Raw genomic sequence first — 15,169 nt, forward strand, 5'->3', positions numbered from 1 at the left:
GCATAGCGTGGCGCCGATCCCTGGATGACACGGCCGAACTCCCGTCGTGTATGTGGCCTATGTCACGCGGGGTGTGGCGGGCCGCTGCGGTTGCGCGTCGGTCGCTGGGCGTATAACGGGTGCACGAAGCGCCGAGGTGCTCGACCCGAGGCCGGTGGTGTGTGGCCGGGCACGCCGAGGCGGACCGCATCGAACGAGAGGGCGCGTATGCCGCTGCACATCCACCGCGGCGAACGCGCCGACGTGCTGGCCGACGCGCTGGCCGCGCTGCTGTCGGACCCACTGCCCGACCCGTTCGCCACCGAGGTCGTCGCGGTCCCCGCCAAGGGCGTGGAACGGTGGCTGACACAGCGGCTTTCAGGTGTTCTCGGGGTATCGGCGCCTTCCGGCGGAGACGGGGTCGCCGCCAATATCGCATTCCCCTCGCCCGGTGCGCTGGTGGCCGAGGCGCTGGCCGCGGCGGGTGGGATCGCGCCCGCGAACGATCCGTGGGCGCACGATCGGGTGGTGTGGACCTTGATGCGGGTGATCGACACATCGCTGGCGCAGCCGTGGTGTGCGGTACTGGCCAGGCACCTGGGAGTGCGTGATGGCGAATCGAGCCACCGCGCCGGCCGCCGCTACGCCACCGCCGCGCATCTGGCGACGCTGTTCGACAGCTACGGCGGGCAGCGCCCGCAGCTCATCGCGGACTGGGTGGCGGGCGCCGATGCCGACGGTGCCGGACAGCCGGTGCCGGACGACCTGCGATGGCAGGTTGCGCTGTGGCGGCAATTGCGAGCCGAGATCGGCACACCGAGCCCAGCGGAGCGCCTCGGACCCGCGTGCGAGCAACTGCGGACCGAGCCGGGAAGCGTGCAGCTGCCCGCTCGGGTATCGCTGTTCGGGCCGACCAGGTTGCCCGCCGACCAGCTGGCGGTGGTCTCGGCGCTCGCCGAGCATCGCGACATTCACCTGTGGCTGACCCATCCGAGTCCGGCGATGTGGGCGGCGTTGGAGAGACTTCCGTCCTCGCTCACCCGAGCCGAGGACCGGACTGCGGCCGCCGTCGCGCATCCCTTGCTTGCCGGTTTGGGTCGCGATGTGCGGGAATTGCAGCAGCGGCTGCCCGTGGCCGCGACCGATCGGCATCACGGTTCGGCCGAGGAGGCGACCGGTGACCGTCTCGGTGCCGCCGGCAACGCCGACACACCCGATCATCGCGACGTTGCCGTTGGTGCCGATAGCGCCGGTCGTGCCGACGCTGTTCGTCGTCCGCACCGGTCGGGGCGGCCGACTCTGTTGCAAGCGCTGCAGGGAGGCATCCGCGACGACCAGTGGCCCGCTGTCACGGGCGAAGCAGACTCCAGCGTCCACATTCACGCGTGCCACGGCCCGTCCCGGCAGGTGGAGGTGCTGCGCGATTGCCTGCTCGCGATGTTCGCCGACGATCCAACGCTCGAGCCGCGCGATGTGCTGATCATGTGCCCGGAGGTCGAGGCATACGCTCCGCTGGTGCGTGCGGCGTTCGGGCAGCGTGTTCCGGGAGCGATCGAGGCAGTGGGGGATTCGGGTGGACCCGGCCATCCTGCGCATCGGTTGCGGGTGCGGCTGGCCGACCGGGGGCGTGCGGTCACCAACCCGCTCCTCGGAGTGATCTCGGTGCTGCTCGACCTGGCCGACGGGCGCGTCACCGTCACCCAGGTCCTGGACCTGGCTGCTTCCGAAACCGTTCGCCGCCGTTGCGGTTTCGATGACGACGACATCGAGCGGCTGCGCGAGTGGGCCGCCGAGACCGGTGCGCGCTGGGGGATCGGACAGCGGCAGCGGCAAGCGTTCGGTCTGGCCGATTTCGCGCAGAACACCCTCAACACCGCGGTCGACCGAATTCTGCTCGGCGTGACCGCGGGCGAGACCTCCGAGGACTGGCTCGACCTGGCACTGCCGCTCGACGATGTCGACAGCAACGATGTCGACCTGGCAGGCCGGTTCGCGGAGTTCATCGACCGGCTGGCCGTCGCGCTGCGTGATCTGCGCGGGCCGCGTCCGGCCTCGGACTGGGCTGCGGTGCTGTCGCGTGCCCTCGAGCTGCTCACCGATGTGCCGGAGTCGCAGGCCTGGATCCGTACCGAGGCGCGCCGCGAGCTCGCCGCGGCCACCGCCTTCGCCGACGGCGTCCCGCTGCGGCTGGCCGATGTCGCGGTATTACTCGCCGGACGGTTGGCGGCGCGCCCGACCCGGGCCAACTTCCGTACCGGCGAGCTGACGGTGTGCACCATGGTTCCGATGCGGTCGGTGCCGCACCGGGTGGTGGTGCTGCTCGGCCTCGATGATGACGTCTTTCCGCGTGCCGGTGCCGTCGACGGAGACGACGTGCTGGCCCGCAACCCATTGCTCGGCGAGCGGGACCATCGGGCAGAGGACCGTCAACTGCTGCTCGACGCGATCATGGCCGCGGGTGAGCGTCTGGTGCTGCTGCACACCGGCTCCGACCCGATCTCCGGGTCACATCGCCCGCCCGCCATTCCGGTGGCGGAACTGCTGGATGTCTTGCGCGCACATGTGGGTTCCGCGGGTATGGGCGAGGTGGTGACGCGGCATCCATTGCAGTCGTTCGACCGCCGCAACTTCCGCGCGGAGCGGCCGTTCAGCTTCGATACCGTGGCCCTTGCGGGCGCCCGTGCCGCCGGGAGCCCGCCGCAACCACGTCCGCTGTTCCTGCCCGCGCCGCTGCCGGCCGCGGATCCGGTGGATGTCGGCCTGGCCGAATTGATGTCGTTCGCCGAACATCCGGTGCGCGCGTTCCTGTGGCAGCGGCTGGGTGTGCGCGTGCCCGATCAGGAGGATGATATCGCCGACCGGCTTCCCATCGAGCTGGACGGTCTGGCGAAATGGGATCTCGGCGAACGTATGCTCGCCGCTCGGCTCAACGGTGCCGAGGCGGCGGGGTTGCGGGCGGCCGAGTGGCGGCGTGGCACGCTGCCGCCGTTCGGATTGGGCGGCGCGGTCCTCCAGGAGGTCGAGCACACCGTCGACACACTGGTACGGATCGCCCTGCCCGAGTACGAGATCGCTGCGCGTGCGGTCGATATCGTGGTCGACCTCGGTGGTGGGCGCCGGCTCACCGGGACGGTGCCGGAGGTGCGTGGCGACGCACTCGTTCGCACCACCTATTCGCGGCTTGCGCCCAAACATCGGATCACGGCCTGGGTGCCGTTGCTGGCGCTGGCGGCAACGCAGGACCGACCGTGGCGTGCGGTGACCATCGGTCGCGGTCAATTCCGCCGTCCCGCATGGCGTTCGGAGCTCACCGCGCCCTCCGCACCGGAGGCGCTGGCGATCCTGCGCGAGCTGGTCGCCCTGCGTGATACCGGGCTCGCCGAACCCCTGCCGATCGCGACCGCAGCCACCGCCGCCTATGCCGAACGTCGTTTCCGCGGCGGCACGATGGAGGAGGGCGTGGCCGCCGCCGAACGCGAATTCAACGGCGGCGCCAATGGTCCGGACAAGTACGGTGAGCACACCGACCGCCATCTGCGCTACATCTGGGGACCGGCGCCCCGCATCGACGATCTGATCGCCGCGCCCGCACCACCCGGCGAGCCGGGCGAGAGCACCCGCTTCGGCGCATTGTCGCGGCGGCTGTGGGTTCCACTGCTGCGGGCGGAGGAGCAGGCCAAGCCATGACCGCACACACCACACCGCTGACACCGCCGCCGTTGGACACCGCCTTCGATCCGGTCGGTGCACTCCCCACCGGAACCACCGTGCTCGAAGCCAGTGCCGGGACGGGCAAAACGTACGCGATCGTCGGGCTCGCCGTGCGGTATGTGGCCGAGGCTGGCATCGACATCTCGCAGTTGCTGCTGGTTACCTTCAGTCGCGCGGCCACCCAGGAACTGCGCGAACGCACCAGGAGCCGGTTCGTCACCGTGGCCGCAGCATTGGCCGATCCGGAGGCCGCGTGCGTCGACTCCGACGAGTTGATCCGGCATCTGGCCGACGCCGATCCCGACGAGGTGTGGCGGCGGCGGGCCCGATTGCTTGCGGCGCTATCGGATTTCGACGCGGGCGCGATCGCCACCACCCACAGCTTCTGCCAGCGCATGCTCGACGAGCTCGGCATCGCCGGCGAACACGATCAGCGTTCGCGACTGGTCGAGAACGTCGACGAACTGGTGGCGACCGTGGCCGACGACCTGTACCTGCATCGCTACGCGCGCACCGAACCGCCGTTCTCCATCAAGGAGGCGCACGCCCTCGCGCTTGCGGCGGTGCGGGACCGGCAGGCGCGGTTGGTGCCCGACACCGACGACCGGGCCGGCGAACGCGTCGGCTTCGGTGTGGCCGTGCGCGCCGAAACCGAACGCCGCAAGCGTCTCTCGGCGATTCGTGATTTCGACGACCTGCTGGTGCTGCTGCACGACGTGCTGACCGATCCGGAACACGGTCCGCGCGCCTGTGCACGTATCCGGGACCGATTCCGGGTCGCGCTGGTGGACGAATTCCAGGACACCGACCCGCTGCAATGGGACATCCTGCGCCTGGCCTTCCACGGCCACACCACCATGGTGCTGGTCGGCGACCCGAAACAAGCCATCTACGCCTTCCGCGGCGCGGAGGTACTGAGCTATCTGGACGCCGCCGCCCATGCCGAGACCCGCAGGGAACTCACCGTGAACTGGCGCAGCGACGCCGGACTGCTTGCGGCGATCGACCAGGTGATGGGTGGTGCGGCGCTCGGCCATGAGGCCATCACGGTGTACCCGGTGGCACCGACTCGGCCGTGGTCGCGGCTGTCGGGGCCGCAGGAGCTGGTGACCCCGTTGCGTCTGCGGTGCCTGCCGCGCACCGGAGCGGGACCGTTGAACAAGAGCGGTTTCCCGACGGTGGGGCGGATGCGGGTCAGGGTCGCCGATGATCTCGCCGCCGATATCGTCGGGCTGCTCGAATCCGGGATGCTGATCGCCGAGACGAATGGCACCGGCGGCAACGGTGACGGGAACAGGACCATCGATCCCGGCGATATCGCGGTTCTCGTCCGCACCCGCTCACAGATCGACGTCGTCCGTGCGGCACTCGATCGTGTCGGGGTCGCCTCAGTACTTGCCGGTGGTACCAGCGTGTTCGCCACCGAAAGCGCCACCGACTGGTTGTGGGTGCTGCGTGCTCTCGAACAACCCCATCGTGGTGATCGGGTGCGTCTGGCCGCGTGCACGCCGCTGCTCGGCGTGACAGCAACCGAGATCGATAGCGGCGGAGCGGATCTGGTCGGTCGCATCAGCGCACAGCTGCGTGACGCCGCCCGGCTGTTCGCGCGGGCCGGTTTCGCGGCCGTGTTCGAGAAGCTGTCCGCCGAGACGGAGCTGGCACCGCGGTTGCTCGGGATCGAGAACGGCGAACGCCGACTCACCGACCTTCGTCATATCGCCCAACTCCTCGACCAGGTCGCGCTCAACGAGGGGTACGGGCTGACAGCGCTCACCCGCTGGCTGGCCGACCGGGTGCGCGATCCCGCCTCTGGCGCGGTCACCGACCGCAGCCGCAGGCTGGATCGCGACGCCGCGGCGGTGCAGATCGCGACCGTGCACGCCAGTAAGGGCCTGGAGTTTCCGGTGGTATATCTGCCGTTCGCCTGGGACAGCGCGCGCAATCCGAAGGCGGCAACGCTGCTGTTCCACGACGATGGCGCCCGTGTCCTCGATGTCGGCGGCCCCGACGCCCCCGGTTACGCCGATCGCAAACGCCGCGCCGAGGCCGAGGAGGCGGGGGAGGAGCTTCGGCTGCTGTATGTGGCCCTGACCAGGGCCATGTGTCAGGTGGTGGCTTGGTGGGCGCCTGCGTACACCACCGACCACGCCCCGCTGCATCGTATGCTGCTCGGCCGCACCCCTGGTGGGGAGGACGTGGCGAACCGGGTGCCCGTTCCTGCTGATTCTGTTGTCGTGGAGCGGCTGTTGGCCTGGGCGAGGTCTGCGGGGACGGCGGTGGCGCTGCACATCGTCGACGGTGAACAGGCGGTGCAGCCACGTCGCGTGCGGGTCGAGACGGTGACCGGAGAACTCGCGGTGGCGAGCTTCGATCGCGTCCTCGATCATCAATGGCGGCGGACGTCCTATTCGGCGCTGACCGCCGCCGCGCACGCCGCACCGCAGGACAGCGAACCGGAGGATGGTCGCGGCCCCGACGACGAGCCCGTAGGCACGCCGCTCGCCGTCAACGAACCGGAATCCGGTGCGCCGTCGCTGATGAACGAACTGCCCTACGGCGCCGAATTCGGCACCCTGGTGCACAGCGTGTTCGAGCACATCGACACCGACGCCGCGGACTTGGCTGCCGAGGTCGGCGTGCGATGCAGGGAGGCGATCGAGGACATGCTCGCCGATGCCGATCCGGCGCTGCTGGCGACGGCGCTGCTCGCGGTGCTACGCACGCCGTCGCCCTACGGCACCCTCGCCGATATCCCGAGCCGGGATCGCCTGTGCGAGCTCGAATTCGAACTACCTCTTGCCGGTGGCGACACAGCGAGCGCCCACACCGCGACCCTGCGGGGTATCGCCGCGCTGCTGCGCGCACACCTGCCTGCCACCGACGACTTCCATCCCTACGCCGACCATCTGGACGCGCTGGAGGACAACCCACTGCGTGGATACCTGACCGGCAGTATCGACGCGGTGCTGCGAGCACCCGACGGACGTTTCGTCATCGTCGACTACAAAACCAACCGGCTCGGCACCGGAGACCTCACCGTCGAGCACTACACCCGCGACCGCATGGTCGCGGAGATGATGCGCTCGCACTACCCGTTGCAGGCGCTCTTGTATTCCGTTGCGCTGCATCGATATCTGCGCTGGCGGCTGCCCGGATACGACCCGGAGCGTCATCTCGGTGGTGCCGCCTACCTTTTCGTGCGCGGCATGATCGGTCCGCGGACACCCGCCGGCCGGGGCGTCCTCGATTGGGCACCGCCCGCGGCCCTGGTGATCGCGCTGTCGGACCTGCTGGCAGGAGATGGGCAATGACCTCCATTCAGATCGCCCAGCGCGGGACGGGCTTGTTGCGGGCGTTCAACGAGGCAGGTGTGCTGTCGGCTGCCGATGTGCACGTCGCGGTGCGGTTGGGTCGGCTCGGCCGTGAGGAATCCGAGCTCGCGCTGTTCGCCGCCGCCCTGGCGGTGCGTGCGGTGCGGTCGGGTTCGGTATGTCTCGAGCTGGCCCGGATGCGCGAGATCGGCATCGACGCCGACGAAACCTGGGACACCAGTATCGATCCGGCGCAACTGCCATGGCCGGAGTTCGAGGGTGTACTGGCGGCGCTACGAGCCAGTCCGCTGGTGCTCGGCGGTGCGGCCGGGCCGTTGCGGCCGCTGCGGCTCGTCGAGGAGCGAAGGCAGGGCGGGCCGCTGCTCTATCTGGATCGCTACTTTCAGCAGGAACAGGTCATCCGGCGAGTGCTGACCGAGCGTGCCGACCGGCATCCGGTGGTCGACCCGGACGTGGTGCGCCGCGAACTCGATCGGCTGTTCGCCGAGTCGGGGGTGGAATCGGTGCAGGGGGTGCCCGACCGTCAGCGCCTGGCCGCCGCCCTCGCCGCGACCCACTGGACGACGGTCGTCGCCGGTGGCCCCGGCACCGGTAAAACGCACACCATCGCTCGCATAATCGCACTACTGGACGCACATCAGCGCGCCAACCCGAAGGCGCCCGCACTGCGAATCGCGCTCGCCGCACCGACAGGGAAAGCGGCTGCGCGGCTACAGGAGGCGGTGCGCGATCAAGCCGGTGAACTCGGCCTGCCCGAACTGAGCGCGTCCACATTGCACCGGCTGCTCGGCTGGCAGCGCGGCCGCGGTACCCGCTTTCGGTATCACGAGTTCAATCGGCTGCCCTACGACGTGATCGTGGTCGACGAGACCTCCATGGTGTCGCTGACGATGATGAGCAGGCTGATGTCGGCGATGCGCCCGGACACCCGGCTGGTACTGGTCGGTGACCCGGATCAGCTCGCCTCGGTCGACGCGGGCGCCGTCCTCGCCGACTTGGTCGCGGGCCCGGTGGTCGGCACACCGAACCCGGTGTTGGAGCAGATCGCCGGGTCCGATGCGGGCGGACCACCGCATCCCGAGGCGCTGAGCACGCTCGAACAGGCACGTTTGCGCGGCGGCATCGTCCGGCTGACCCGTGGTCGCCGATTCGGCGGACGGATCGCCGATCTGGCCGTCGCGGTCCGGGCGGGCGACGCCGATACCGCGCTGGACCTGTTGCGCGCTGGTGGCGACGCACTGTCGTTGTCGGCACCCGACGACACCGCCGCGGTCCGCGCCGACGTGGTCGAGGCAGCCCGCCGCGTCACCGATGCCGCCCTCGCAGGTGACGCGGCCACCGCGCTCACCGCCCTGGAATCGCATCGTCTGTTGTGCGCGCACCGCCAGGGGCCGTTCGGTGTGGAGCGCTGGGACCGCATGGCGGCCGACTGGGCCGCCGCCGCGGGTGCGGGCCCCGAGTCCGGGCAGGCCACCTGGTATCCGGGCCAGCCGCTGCTGGTCACCGCCAACGATCACGAGGCGCGCATCTATAACGGCGATACCGGCGTAATGGTCCGGCAACCCGACGGGTCACTGCGTGCCGCCCTACAGCGCGGCAGTGAGCCGTACCTGGTGCACCCCACCCAGTTCCCTTCCGTAGTAACGGTTTTCGCGATGACGATCCATCGCAGCCAGGGCAGTCAGTACGACGCGGTCACCATCGTCCTGCCCGAACCCGAATCCACCCTGCTCACCCGTGAACTGCTCTACACCGCCATCACCCGCGCCCGCGGCCACGTCCGCATCATCGGTACCGACGCCGCCATCCGCGCCGCCACCGCCCGCCGGGTGCTGCGGGCCAGTGGGTTGAGCCACCGGGCGGACTGAATCGCCGCTATGTGATGCGCATCACTCGAACGGATGTCACGATCGGCCCGCCAACTTACGTCTGGGGTGCATCGGCCGCATACGAGAAAGGACGCGACGATGCGCGAAAACAAGGAGACGGACATGGTGACCGAGCACGAGGTTCTGATCCTCGGCGCCGGATACGCGGGGATGTCGGCGGCGGTGAACCTGGGTGCCCGGGTGAAGCGGCGCGACGATGTGCGGGTGACCGTGGTGAACGCTGGGGAACGCTTCGTGGAGCGGCTGCGGCTGCACCAGACGGCCACCGGGCAGCAACTCGCCGACTTCGATATCCCGGAACTGCTCGACAGCATCGGGGTCGGGTTCATTCGTGGCCGGGTGCGTGAGATCGATCCGGAGGCGAACACGGTACGGCTCGACGATCAGCGGTTGCTGCAGTACGACAAGCTGGTCTACGCCCTTGGCGGTGTGGCCGACACCGGCCGTGTGCCCGGCGCCGACGAGCACGCTTTCACCCTCGACAGCGTCGCCGACGCGGCGGGCCTGGCCGTCCACCTCGACCGGCTCGGGTCCGGAACGGTGGTGGTCGGCGGCGCCGGTCTCACGGGCATCGAGTCGGCCGCGGAGATCGCCGAACGCCACCCACAACTGCGGGTCCTGCTGCTCGGTCGTGACGAACCCGGAGCGAGCATGGCCGCCAAACCCGGTGCTTACCTTCGGGCCGCACTGGACCGGCTGGGAGTCGAGGTGCGCAGCGGTGTCGACGTGGTGAAGGTGCTGGCGGATTCGGTCGAGCTGGCCGACGGCGAGAGCATTGCCACCGACGCTGTGCTCTGGACCAGCGGCGTTCGCGCGGTACCACTGGCGGCCGCGGCGGGACTGGCCGTCGACGAGCTCGGCCGCATCATCACCGATCCCTCGCTGCGCTCGATCTCGCACCCGAACGTGTACGCCATCGGTGACGCGGCCGCCATCGAGCAGGGCTACGGCCTCATGCACGGCACCTGCCAAAGCGGTATGCCGACCGGCGTGCACGCGGCGGTATCGCTGCACCGCGAACTGAAAGGCAAGCAGCCCAAGTCTTTCCGATTCGGCTACTACCACACGCCGGTCAGCGTCGGCCGTAACGATGCGGTGGTCCAGTTCACCAAGCCGGATGGCTCGCCCCGCCACTGGTACCTGACCGGAAACCGCGCGACCTGGTACAAGGAAACAGTGAACGCCGCGCCGTGGCCTACCTTCCTCCGCATGACCCGATTCCCTGGATCGGGCGCCATCTGGCCAACCGGCGGCCGCTACACCCGTCGGGCCGGTGCCCTATGACCTCGCCCGATGACGGTCAGCAGGTGTTCGACGAGTACCGCAACCTGCTGTTCGCCGTCGCCTACCGCATCCTCGGCACGGCTGCCGATGCCGAGGACGCGGTACAGGACGCCTGGTTGAAATGGTCGGCCGCCGACCGGACAGGCGTGACCGACGTCAAGAACTACCTCGCGCGGATCGTGTCGAATCTGGCCATGGACCGGCTGCGCTCCACACGCCACCAACGCGAAACCTACGTCGGCCCGTGGTTGCCCGAACCCATCCTGACCAGCGGTGACATCGTCGACGATGTCACCGGTGCGGAATCGGTGTCCATGGCGATGCTGGTGGTGCTCGAGACGCTGAGCCCGATCGAGCGGGCGGTGTTCGTGCTGAAGGAAGTCTTCGATTTCAGCTACGGCGAGATCGCCTCCGCCGTCGACCGTTCCGAGGACGCCGTGCGTCAGGCCGCGCATCGCGCCCGCGGCCACGTCCAGGCACGGCGGCCGCGGTTCAGCGCGGACCGGACCAAGCAGCGCGATGTCACCACGCGGTTCGTCGCGGCGGCCGCAGGCGGCGATATCAACACCCTCATGGACCTGCTGGCCCCGGACGTGACGCTGTGGACCGACGGTGGCGGCAAAGTCCGCCAGGCCATGCGCCCGGTGATCGGCGCCGAGACCGTCGCGGCCTGGTTCGCCGGGCTCGGCGACCGCGCCTACCAGGGCGTCGAACCGGCGGACATGCGAGTCGAACTGGTCGAGATCAATGGTGCCGCCGGCCTGCTGTTCCGCGGACCGGACCGTGTCATCGCCACCATCAGCCTCACCCTCGACCCCGAGGGGCGCATCGTCGCCATCCACAATGTCGCCAACCCGGACAAGCTGCACGCGATCGTCGAGGGCGCGGTGCACCACCTCGGAGACCGCTGACGGACACGACTCGACGCCTGCCCCGAGGTCGGGCACTCGGCGGCGGGCCGCACCCGCCACTCGAATCGGTCCGACCGGGCAAGTCCCGGATCGGGTAGTGCGCTACTCGTGGCAGTGGCATTGCGCGACAGCAGAATCGGCGCGTGCGATGCGCCGTGTCGCACACAGCGATTCCAGTGGCCGATACGAATCAGGGGGATGGTGCATGGCTGAAGATCAGGTGCGGTCGGCGGCTTCGACGAGTGCGGTGCCGACGCGCGTGTGCGGTCGGACGATCAGGTCACGGCGCGACGGAAGTCCTGCGGTCACGGGGTGCGGGAATCATCGTGCGACACGGCATCCTCGCCAACCCGTCCACCTCACGCCGTCGGCAAGCCGAACGCCCGCCGCCGCACAAACCTTCGCCGAACAGGCGGTTCGCGCTGTTCTGGAAATTCTCGACCGCCGCCGTCCGATCACCCAGCTGAGAGCTTTCACGAGTCCCGACGTGGACGCTCGGATTCGTACCCTCGCCACCGGTGACCTGCCGGGTCGTCCGCTGGGGCTCGCGGTTCCGGTGCGGGTCAAGATTGCGATGGCCGATGGGCCCGCCGTCGAGGTCTGCGCCCGATACCGGCGCGGCCCAAGGAATTTCGCCCTGGCTGCTCAGATCACGCACACCCGGCGGTACGGATGGAGACTGACCGCCATACGAGTGGCCTAGTCGTTGTGCTCCGGATCACATGCTCCCGCTGGAGATCCGATCCCGAGCCTGCGGAGCCTCCCGGTCGGACTCGGCGCCCCGCCCCGACCACGGTGTCCACCAATTGAGTGGCCCCATCAGCTGAACGAGCGCGGGCACGAGCAACATCCGTACCAGTGTCGCGTCGATGATGAGGGCGAGGATCATGCCGATTCCGAGGAACCGCATCGGTGTGAGCGGGGACAGGGTGAACGCGCCGGTGACGACGATGAGCAGCACGGCGGCGGCGGTGATCACCCGCGCGGTCCGCAGCGTGCCGGTGCGCACCGATGCGGCGGTATCCGCGCCGGCGTGATGGGCTTCGACCATCCGCGACAGCAGAAATACCTCGTAGTCGGTGGACAGCCCGAATACCACCGCGATGATCAGCACCACCATGCCCGCGGCGAGCGGTCCCGGTGTCACGCCGAGCATCCCGGCGAGGTGACCGTCGTGGAAGATCCAGGTCAGGATGCCGAAGGTCGCGGCAAGGCTCACGAAGGCCATGGCGACCGCCTTCATCGGCAGCGCTATCGACCGGAAGGCCACACTCAGCAGCAGCAGAGTCGCCGCGACCATGACCGCGATCATCCACGGCATGGCGGCGGTGATCGAATCGACGCTGTCCACAGTGGCCGCGGTGTCACCACCGATGCGCAGTTCGGTCCCGGCCGGTGGCTCGAGCGCTCGTACGGCTGCGACCGCGGCGATGGCGTCATCGCTGCGGTCCGCGCTGTCGAGCATCGCGTGCACGACGACGACATCCACTGCGCGCCCGACCTGGAACACCGGACCGACACCGGGTACGGCGCCGAGATTGCGCACCACCGTGGCGACCGCCGCTGCGTCCGGCGGCGCACCCCCTGGACCGCGCAGGACGGCAGTCACACCGCTGTTCGCCGCCGGGAAACGCTCGGTCAGCTCGTCGACCGCGGTGCGCATCGGATTGTCTGCCGGCAGCGCCCGATGGTCGATATCGCCGAGTCGGACCCCCAACAGCGGTGTTGCCAGCAACAACAGCATCGCCGTCACCATGACCGCGACGATTCTTGGCCTGAGCAGTACCGCGTCGACGATCCGGCCCCAGAACCGCTCGGTGTGTCCCCGTTCCCGCGATGCACCGATGCGCGCACCGAACAGTGCGAGCATCGCGGGCAGTACCGTCAACGACAGCGCAGCGGCCAGGGCGACGGCCGCGATCGCGCCGAAGCCGAGGGATTTGAGCACCGGCTGCGGGAAGACGAACGTTCCGGCGAAGGCGCAGATCAGCAGCGCCGCCGAGAACATGACGGTACGGCCCGCCGTAGCGCAGGTCCGTTCGATGGCGGTGGGCACCCTGTGGCCGCCGGCGATTTCCTCGCGGAATCGGGTGACCAGGAACAGGCCGTAGTCGATCGCCATACCGAGCCCGATCAGTGAGGCGATATTCACCGCGAAGGTGGTGACCTCGGTGAACTCGGTGAGGGCCCGGATCGCGGCCAGTGATCCGCCCACCGCCAGCGCACCGACCAGCACCGGCAACGATGCGGCGGCGAGTCCGCCGAACACCAGCACCAGGATGAGCAGTGTGACCGGGATGGAGATGGATTCGGCGAGGATCAGATCGTGCTGCGATCGGGTGGTGATCTCGTCGGCCAGCGCGCTGTAACCGGCCAGCCGGGTGTGGATCCCGGGAACGCGCAGATCCGCCTCGACCTCACCGAATGCGGTGATGCGCTGGTTCTCGTCGCCTGCCAGATAGACCACGGCCAGCGCCTGCCTGCCATCGGCCGAGCGCAGGAACTGGGTGCGCGGCGGTGCGCTGTTCCAGTAGGTCTCGATGGGCCGCTCCAGCAGGGCCGGATCGATGCGGTCGATCGTGGCGCTGATCTGTGGACCGATCGCGTCGAGTGTCTCGCCGTCCGGCGCGGTGTAGACGGCGACGATATCGGCTGTGGTCGGACCGATGTGTGCCCGGACCAGCGCGTCCACCTGACTGGATTCGCTAGCGGGATCGGTGAATCCGGCTGCTCCGACCTTCTCGGCCGCGCTCGCGCCGTACGCCGCGCCCAACAGCATCAACCCGATGACGACCGCGAGGACCGTGCGCGGACGATTGACGACGAAACGCGCCCACGTCGTCATCGCACGCTCTCGTGGTGGGTGGCCGGGTCCGACTCCAGCGTGGCGACGATCCGGTCCAGCAGCGCGTCAAGGCGCTCGGCGACACCGCGTCCGTTGCGGGCCGAGACCGTCAATTCGGTGTGCCCACCGGATTCCATCAGTCCGAACAGCAGCGGCATCGCGACACTGTGCTGCGGCAGGATCAGCACCGAGGTCGGCCGGAACTCGGGAGTGGCGAGTTCGTCCAGGTCGAACCGGCCCATATGCGACACCGTCGCCGAGGCCAGATTTCGGCCGAATCTGGCGCCGAGCCAGTTGAGGGTGCGCAGCAATGCGCGGCCGGCGGGCTGGGGGATTTCGGCGAGCCCGCTGTTGTCCATCTGATTCAGCTCGCGCCGCTGCTCCAGGCCCGACCGCTTCAGCGCGTTGACCTCGCTCGACGTCGTACCGGCGGTGATGTCGAAGAACAAAGGGAGAGCGAGGTTTCCGGTGGAACGAAGCCGCGGATCGTGTCGGCGAAGATCGACCGGCATCATGATCCGTGACGTGCCCGTGGTCTGTTCGGCCAGCAGCGCCGCGACCCGCGCGACCGCACCCGGTCCGCTCGCCGCGATCGTACGGCGCCGTAGGAGATGCCGTGGTTCGCGTCGAGTCTGGCGTCCGTGGCCGACGGCTGTCCGATACTTCGGCAGCATCATGGTGGGCTTTCCCGGTGCGCCGACGCGACGCACCAGCTCCTGGTCGGCGACCGGGTCCGGCATGGGTTCCGGTTCCTGCCCGCGCAGGGCCGCCAGTACGGCCAGCGCCCACGTCACCAGACCCATGCCGTCCATGACCCCGTGGAAGGCCCGGAAGATCAGCGTGACCGGCCGTGTGGTCAGCAGCAGTACCTCACAGGTCACCTCGGATGTCGGCCCGATCGGAGTGTGCAGCACCCGATCACCGTCGAGCGCGGCGTAGTCGATCGTCCAATCGTCGACGACCCGCACCGCGGCGGGCACACCGCTGTCGACCCAGTCGCGGCCGCGGCGCACCAGCCGAGACCCCGGGCAGGCTGCCGACGCGACATCGATAGCCTGCCGCAGCCGCTCCGGATCGACTGTGCCCTCGCCGGGGAACACGAGCTGCATCAGGAACGGCGGAGCCAGATCACGCATCGGGAAGTACATGCGCTCGGTGGGGGAGATCCGGCGGAATACGGTGCCGGCAGCCATATCTACCTCGCTGATCGGTGGGTCG

At 69.2% G+C, this 15,169-nt stretch carries 8 protein-coding genes; 6 read left to right on the plus strand and 2 right to left on the minus strand.

What is annotated here, in order from left to right:
* The first annotated feature begins 207 nt into the window (after positions 1-207).
* The 6 genes from recC (at position 208) to GV792_RS30335 (ending at position 11,809) form a co-directional block, all read left to right on the plus strand.
* A complete protein-coding gene (recC, locus tag GV792_RS15320; RefSeq protein ID WP_163824775.1) occupies positions 208-3,666 on the plus strand; it encodes an exodeoxyribonuclease V subunit gamma in 3,459 nt (1,152 codons plus the stop codon).
* Positions 3,663-7,001 carry a UvrD-helicase domain-containing protein gene (locus GV792_RS15325; protein ID WP_163824776.1) on the plus strand — a complete coding sequence of 1,113 codons (3,339 nt, stop codon included), beginning with the start codon at positions 3,663-3,665 and terminating at the stop codon, positions 6,999-7,001. Before recC ends, GV792_RS15325 begins: the two co-directional genes overlap by 4 nt.
* Complete coding sequence (recD, locus tag GV792_RS15330) at positions 6,998-8,890, plus strand: exodeoxyribonuclease V subunit alpha (RefSeq protein ID WP_163824777.1); 1,893 nt, start codon at positions 6,998-7,000, stop codon at positions 8,888-8,890. Before GV792_RS15325 ends, recD begins: the two co-directional genes overlap by 4 nt.
* A 99-nt stretch (positions 8,891-8,989) precedes the next feature.
* Positions 8,990-10,195: an NAD(P)/FAD-dependent oxidoreductase gene (locus GV792_RS15335; RefSeq protein WP_163824778.1), complete on the plus strand. Its 1,206-nt coding sequence runs from the start codon at positions 8,990-8,992 to the stop codon at positions 10,193-10,195.
* A complete protein-coding gene (locus GV792_RS15340; RefSeq protein WP_163824779.1) occupies positions 10,192-11,106 on the plus strand; it encodes an RNA polymerase sigma-70 factor in 915 nt (304 codons plus the stop codon). The genes GV792_RS15335 and GV792_RS15340 overlap by 4 nt, the downstream gene beginning before the upstream one ends.
* A gap of 205 nt (positions 11,107-11,311) precedes the next feature.
* Positions 11,312-11,809, plus strand: coding sequence for an Rv3235 family protein (locus tag GV792_RS30335; protein WP_375154464.1), 498 nt, complete (start codon positions 11,312-11,314; stop codon positions 11,807-11,809).
* Positions 11,810-11,824: 15 nt separating this feature from the next.
* Here the strand turns inward: GV792_RS30335 and GV792_RS15345 are convergent, their stop codons facing one another.
* Positions 11,825-13,951, minus strand: a complete 2,127-nt coding sequence (locus tag GV792_RS15345) for an MMPL family transporter (RefSeq protein WP_163824780.1) — start codon at positions 13,949-13,951, stop codon at positions 11,825-11,827.
* The gene (locus tag GV792_RS15350) at positions 13,948-15,144 is read right to left on the minus strand and encodes a peptide synthetase (RefSeq protein ID WP_163824781.1); all 1,197 of its coding nucleotides are present in this window, start codon (positions 15,142-15,144) and stop codon (positions 13,948-13,950) included. The genes GV792_RS15345 and GV792_RS15350 overlap by 4 nt, the downstream gene beginning before the upstream one ends.
* Between the last annotated feature and the right edge of the window lie 25 nt (positions 15,145-15,169).

The sequence above is a fragment of the Nocardia cyriacigeorgica genome (assembly GCF_010868145.1).
In the GTDB taxonomy this organism is placed as follows: domain Bacteria; phylum Actinomycetota; class Actinomycetes; order Mycobacteriales; family Mycobacteriaceae; genus Nocardia; species Nocardia cyriacigeorgica_D.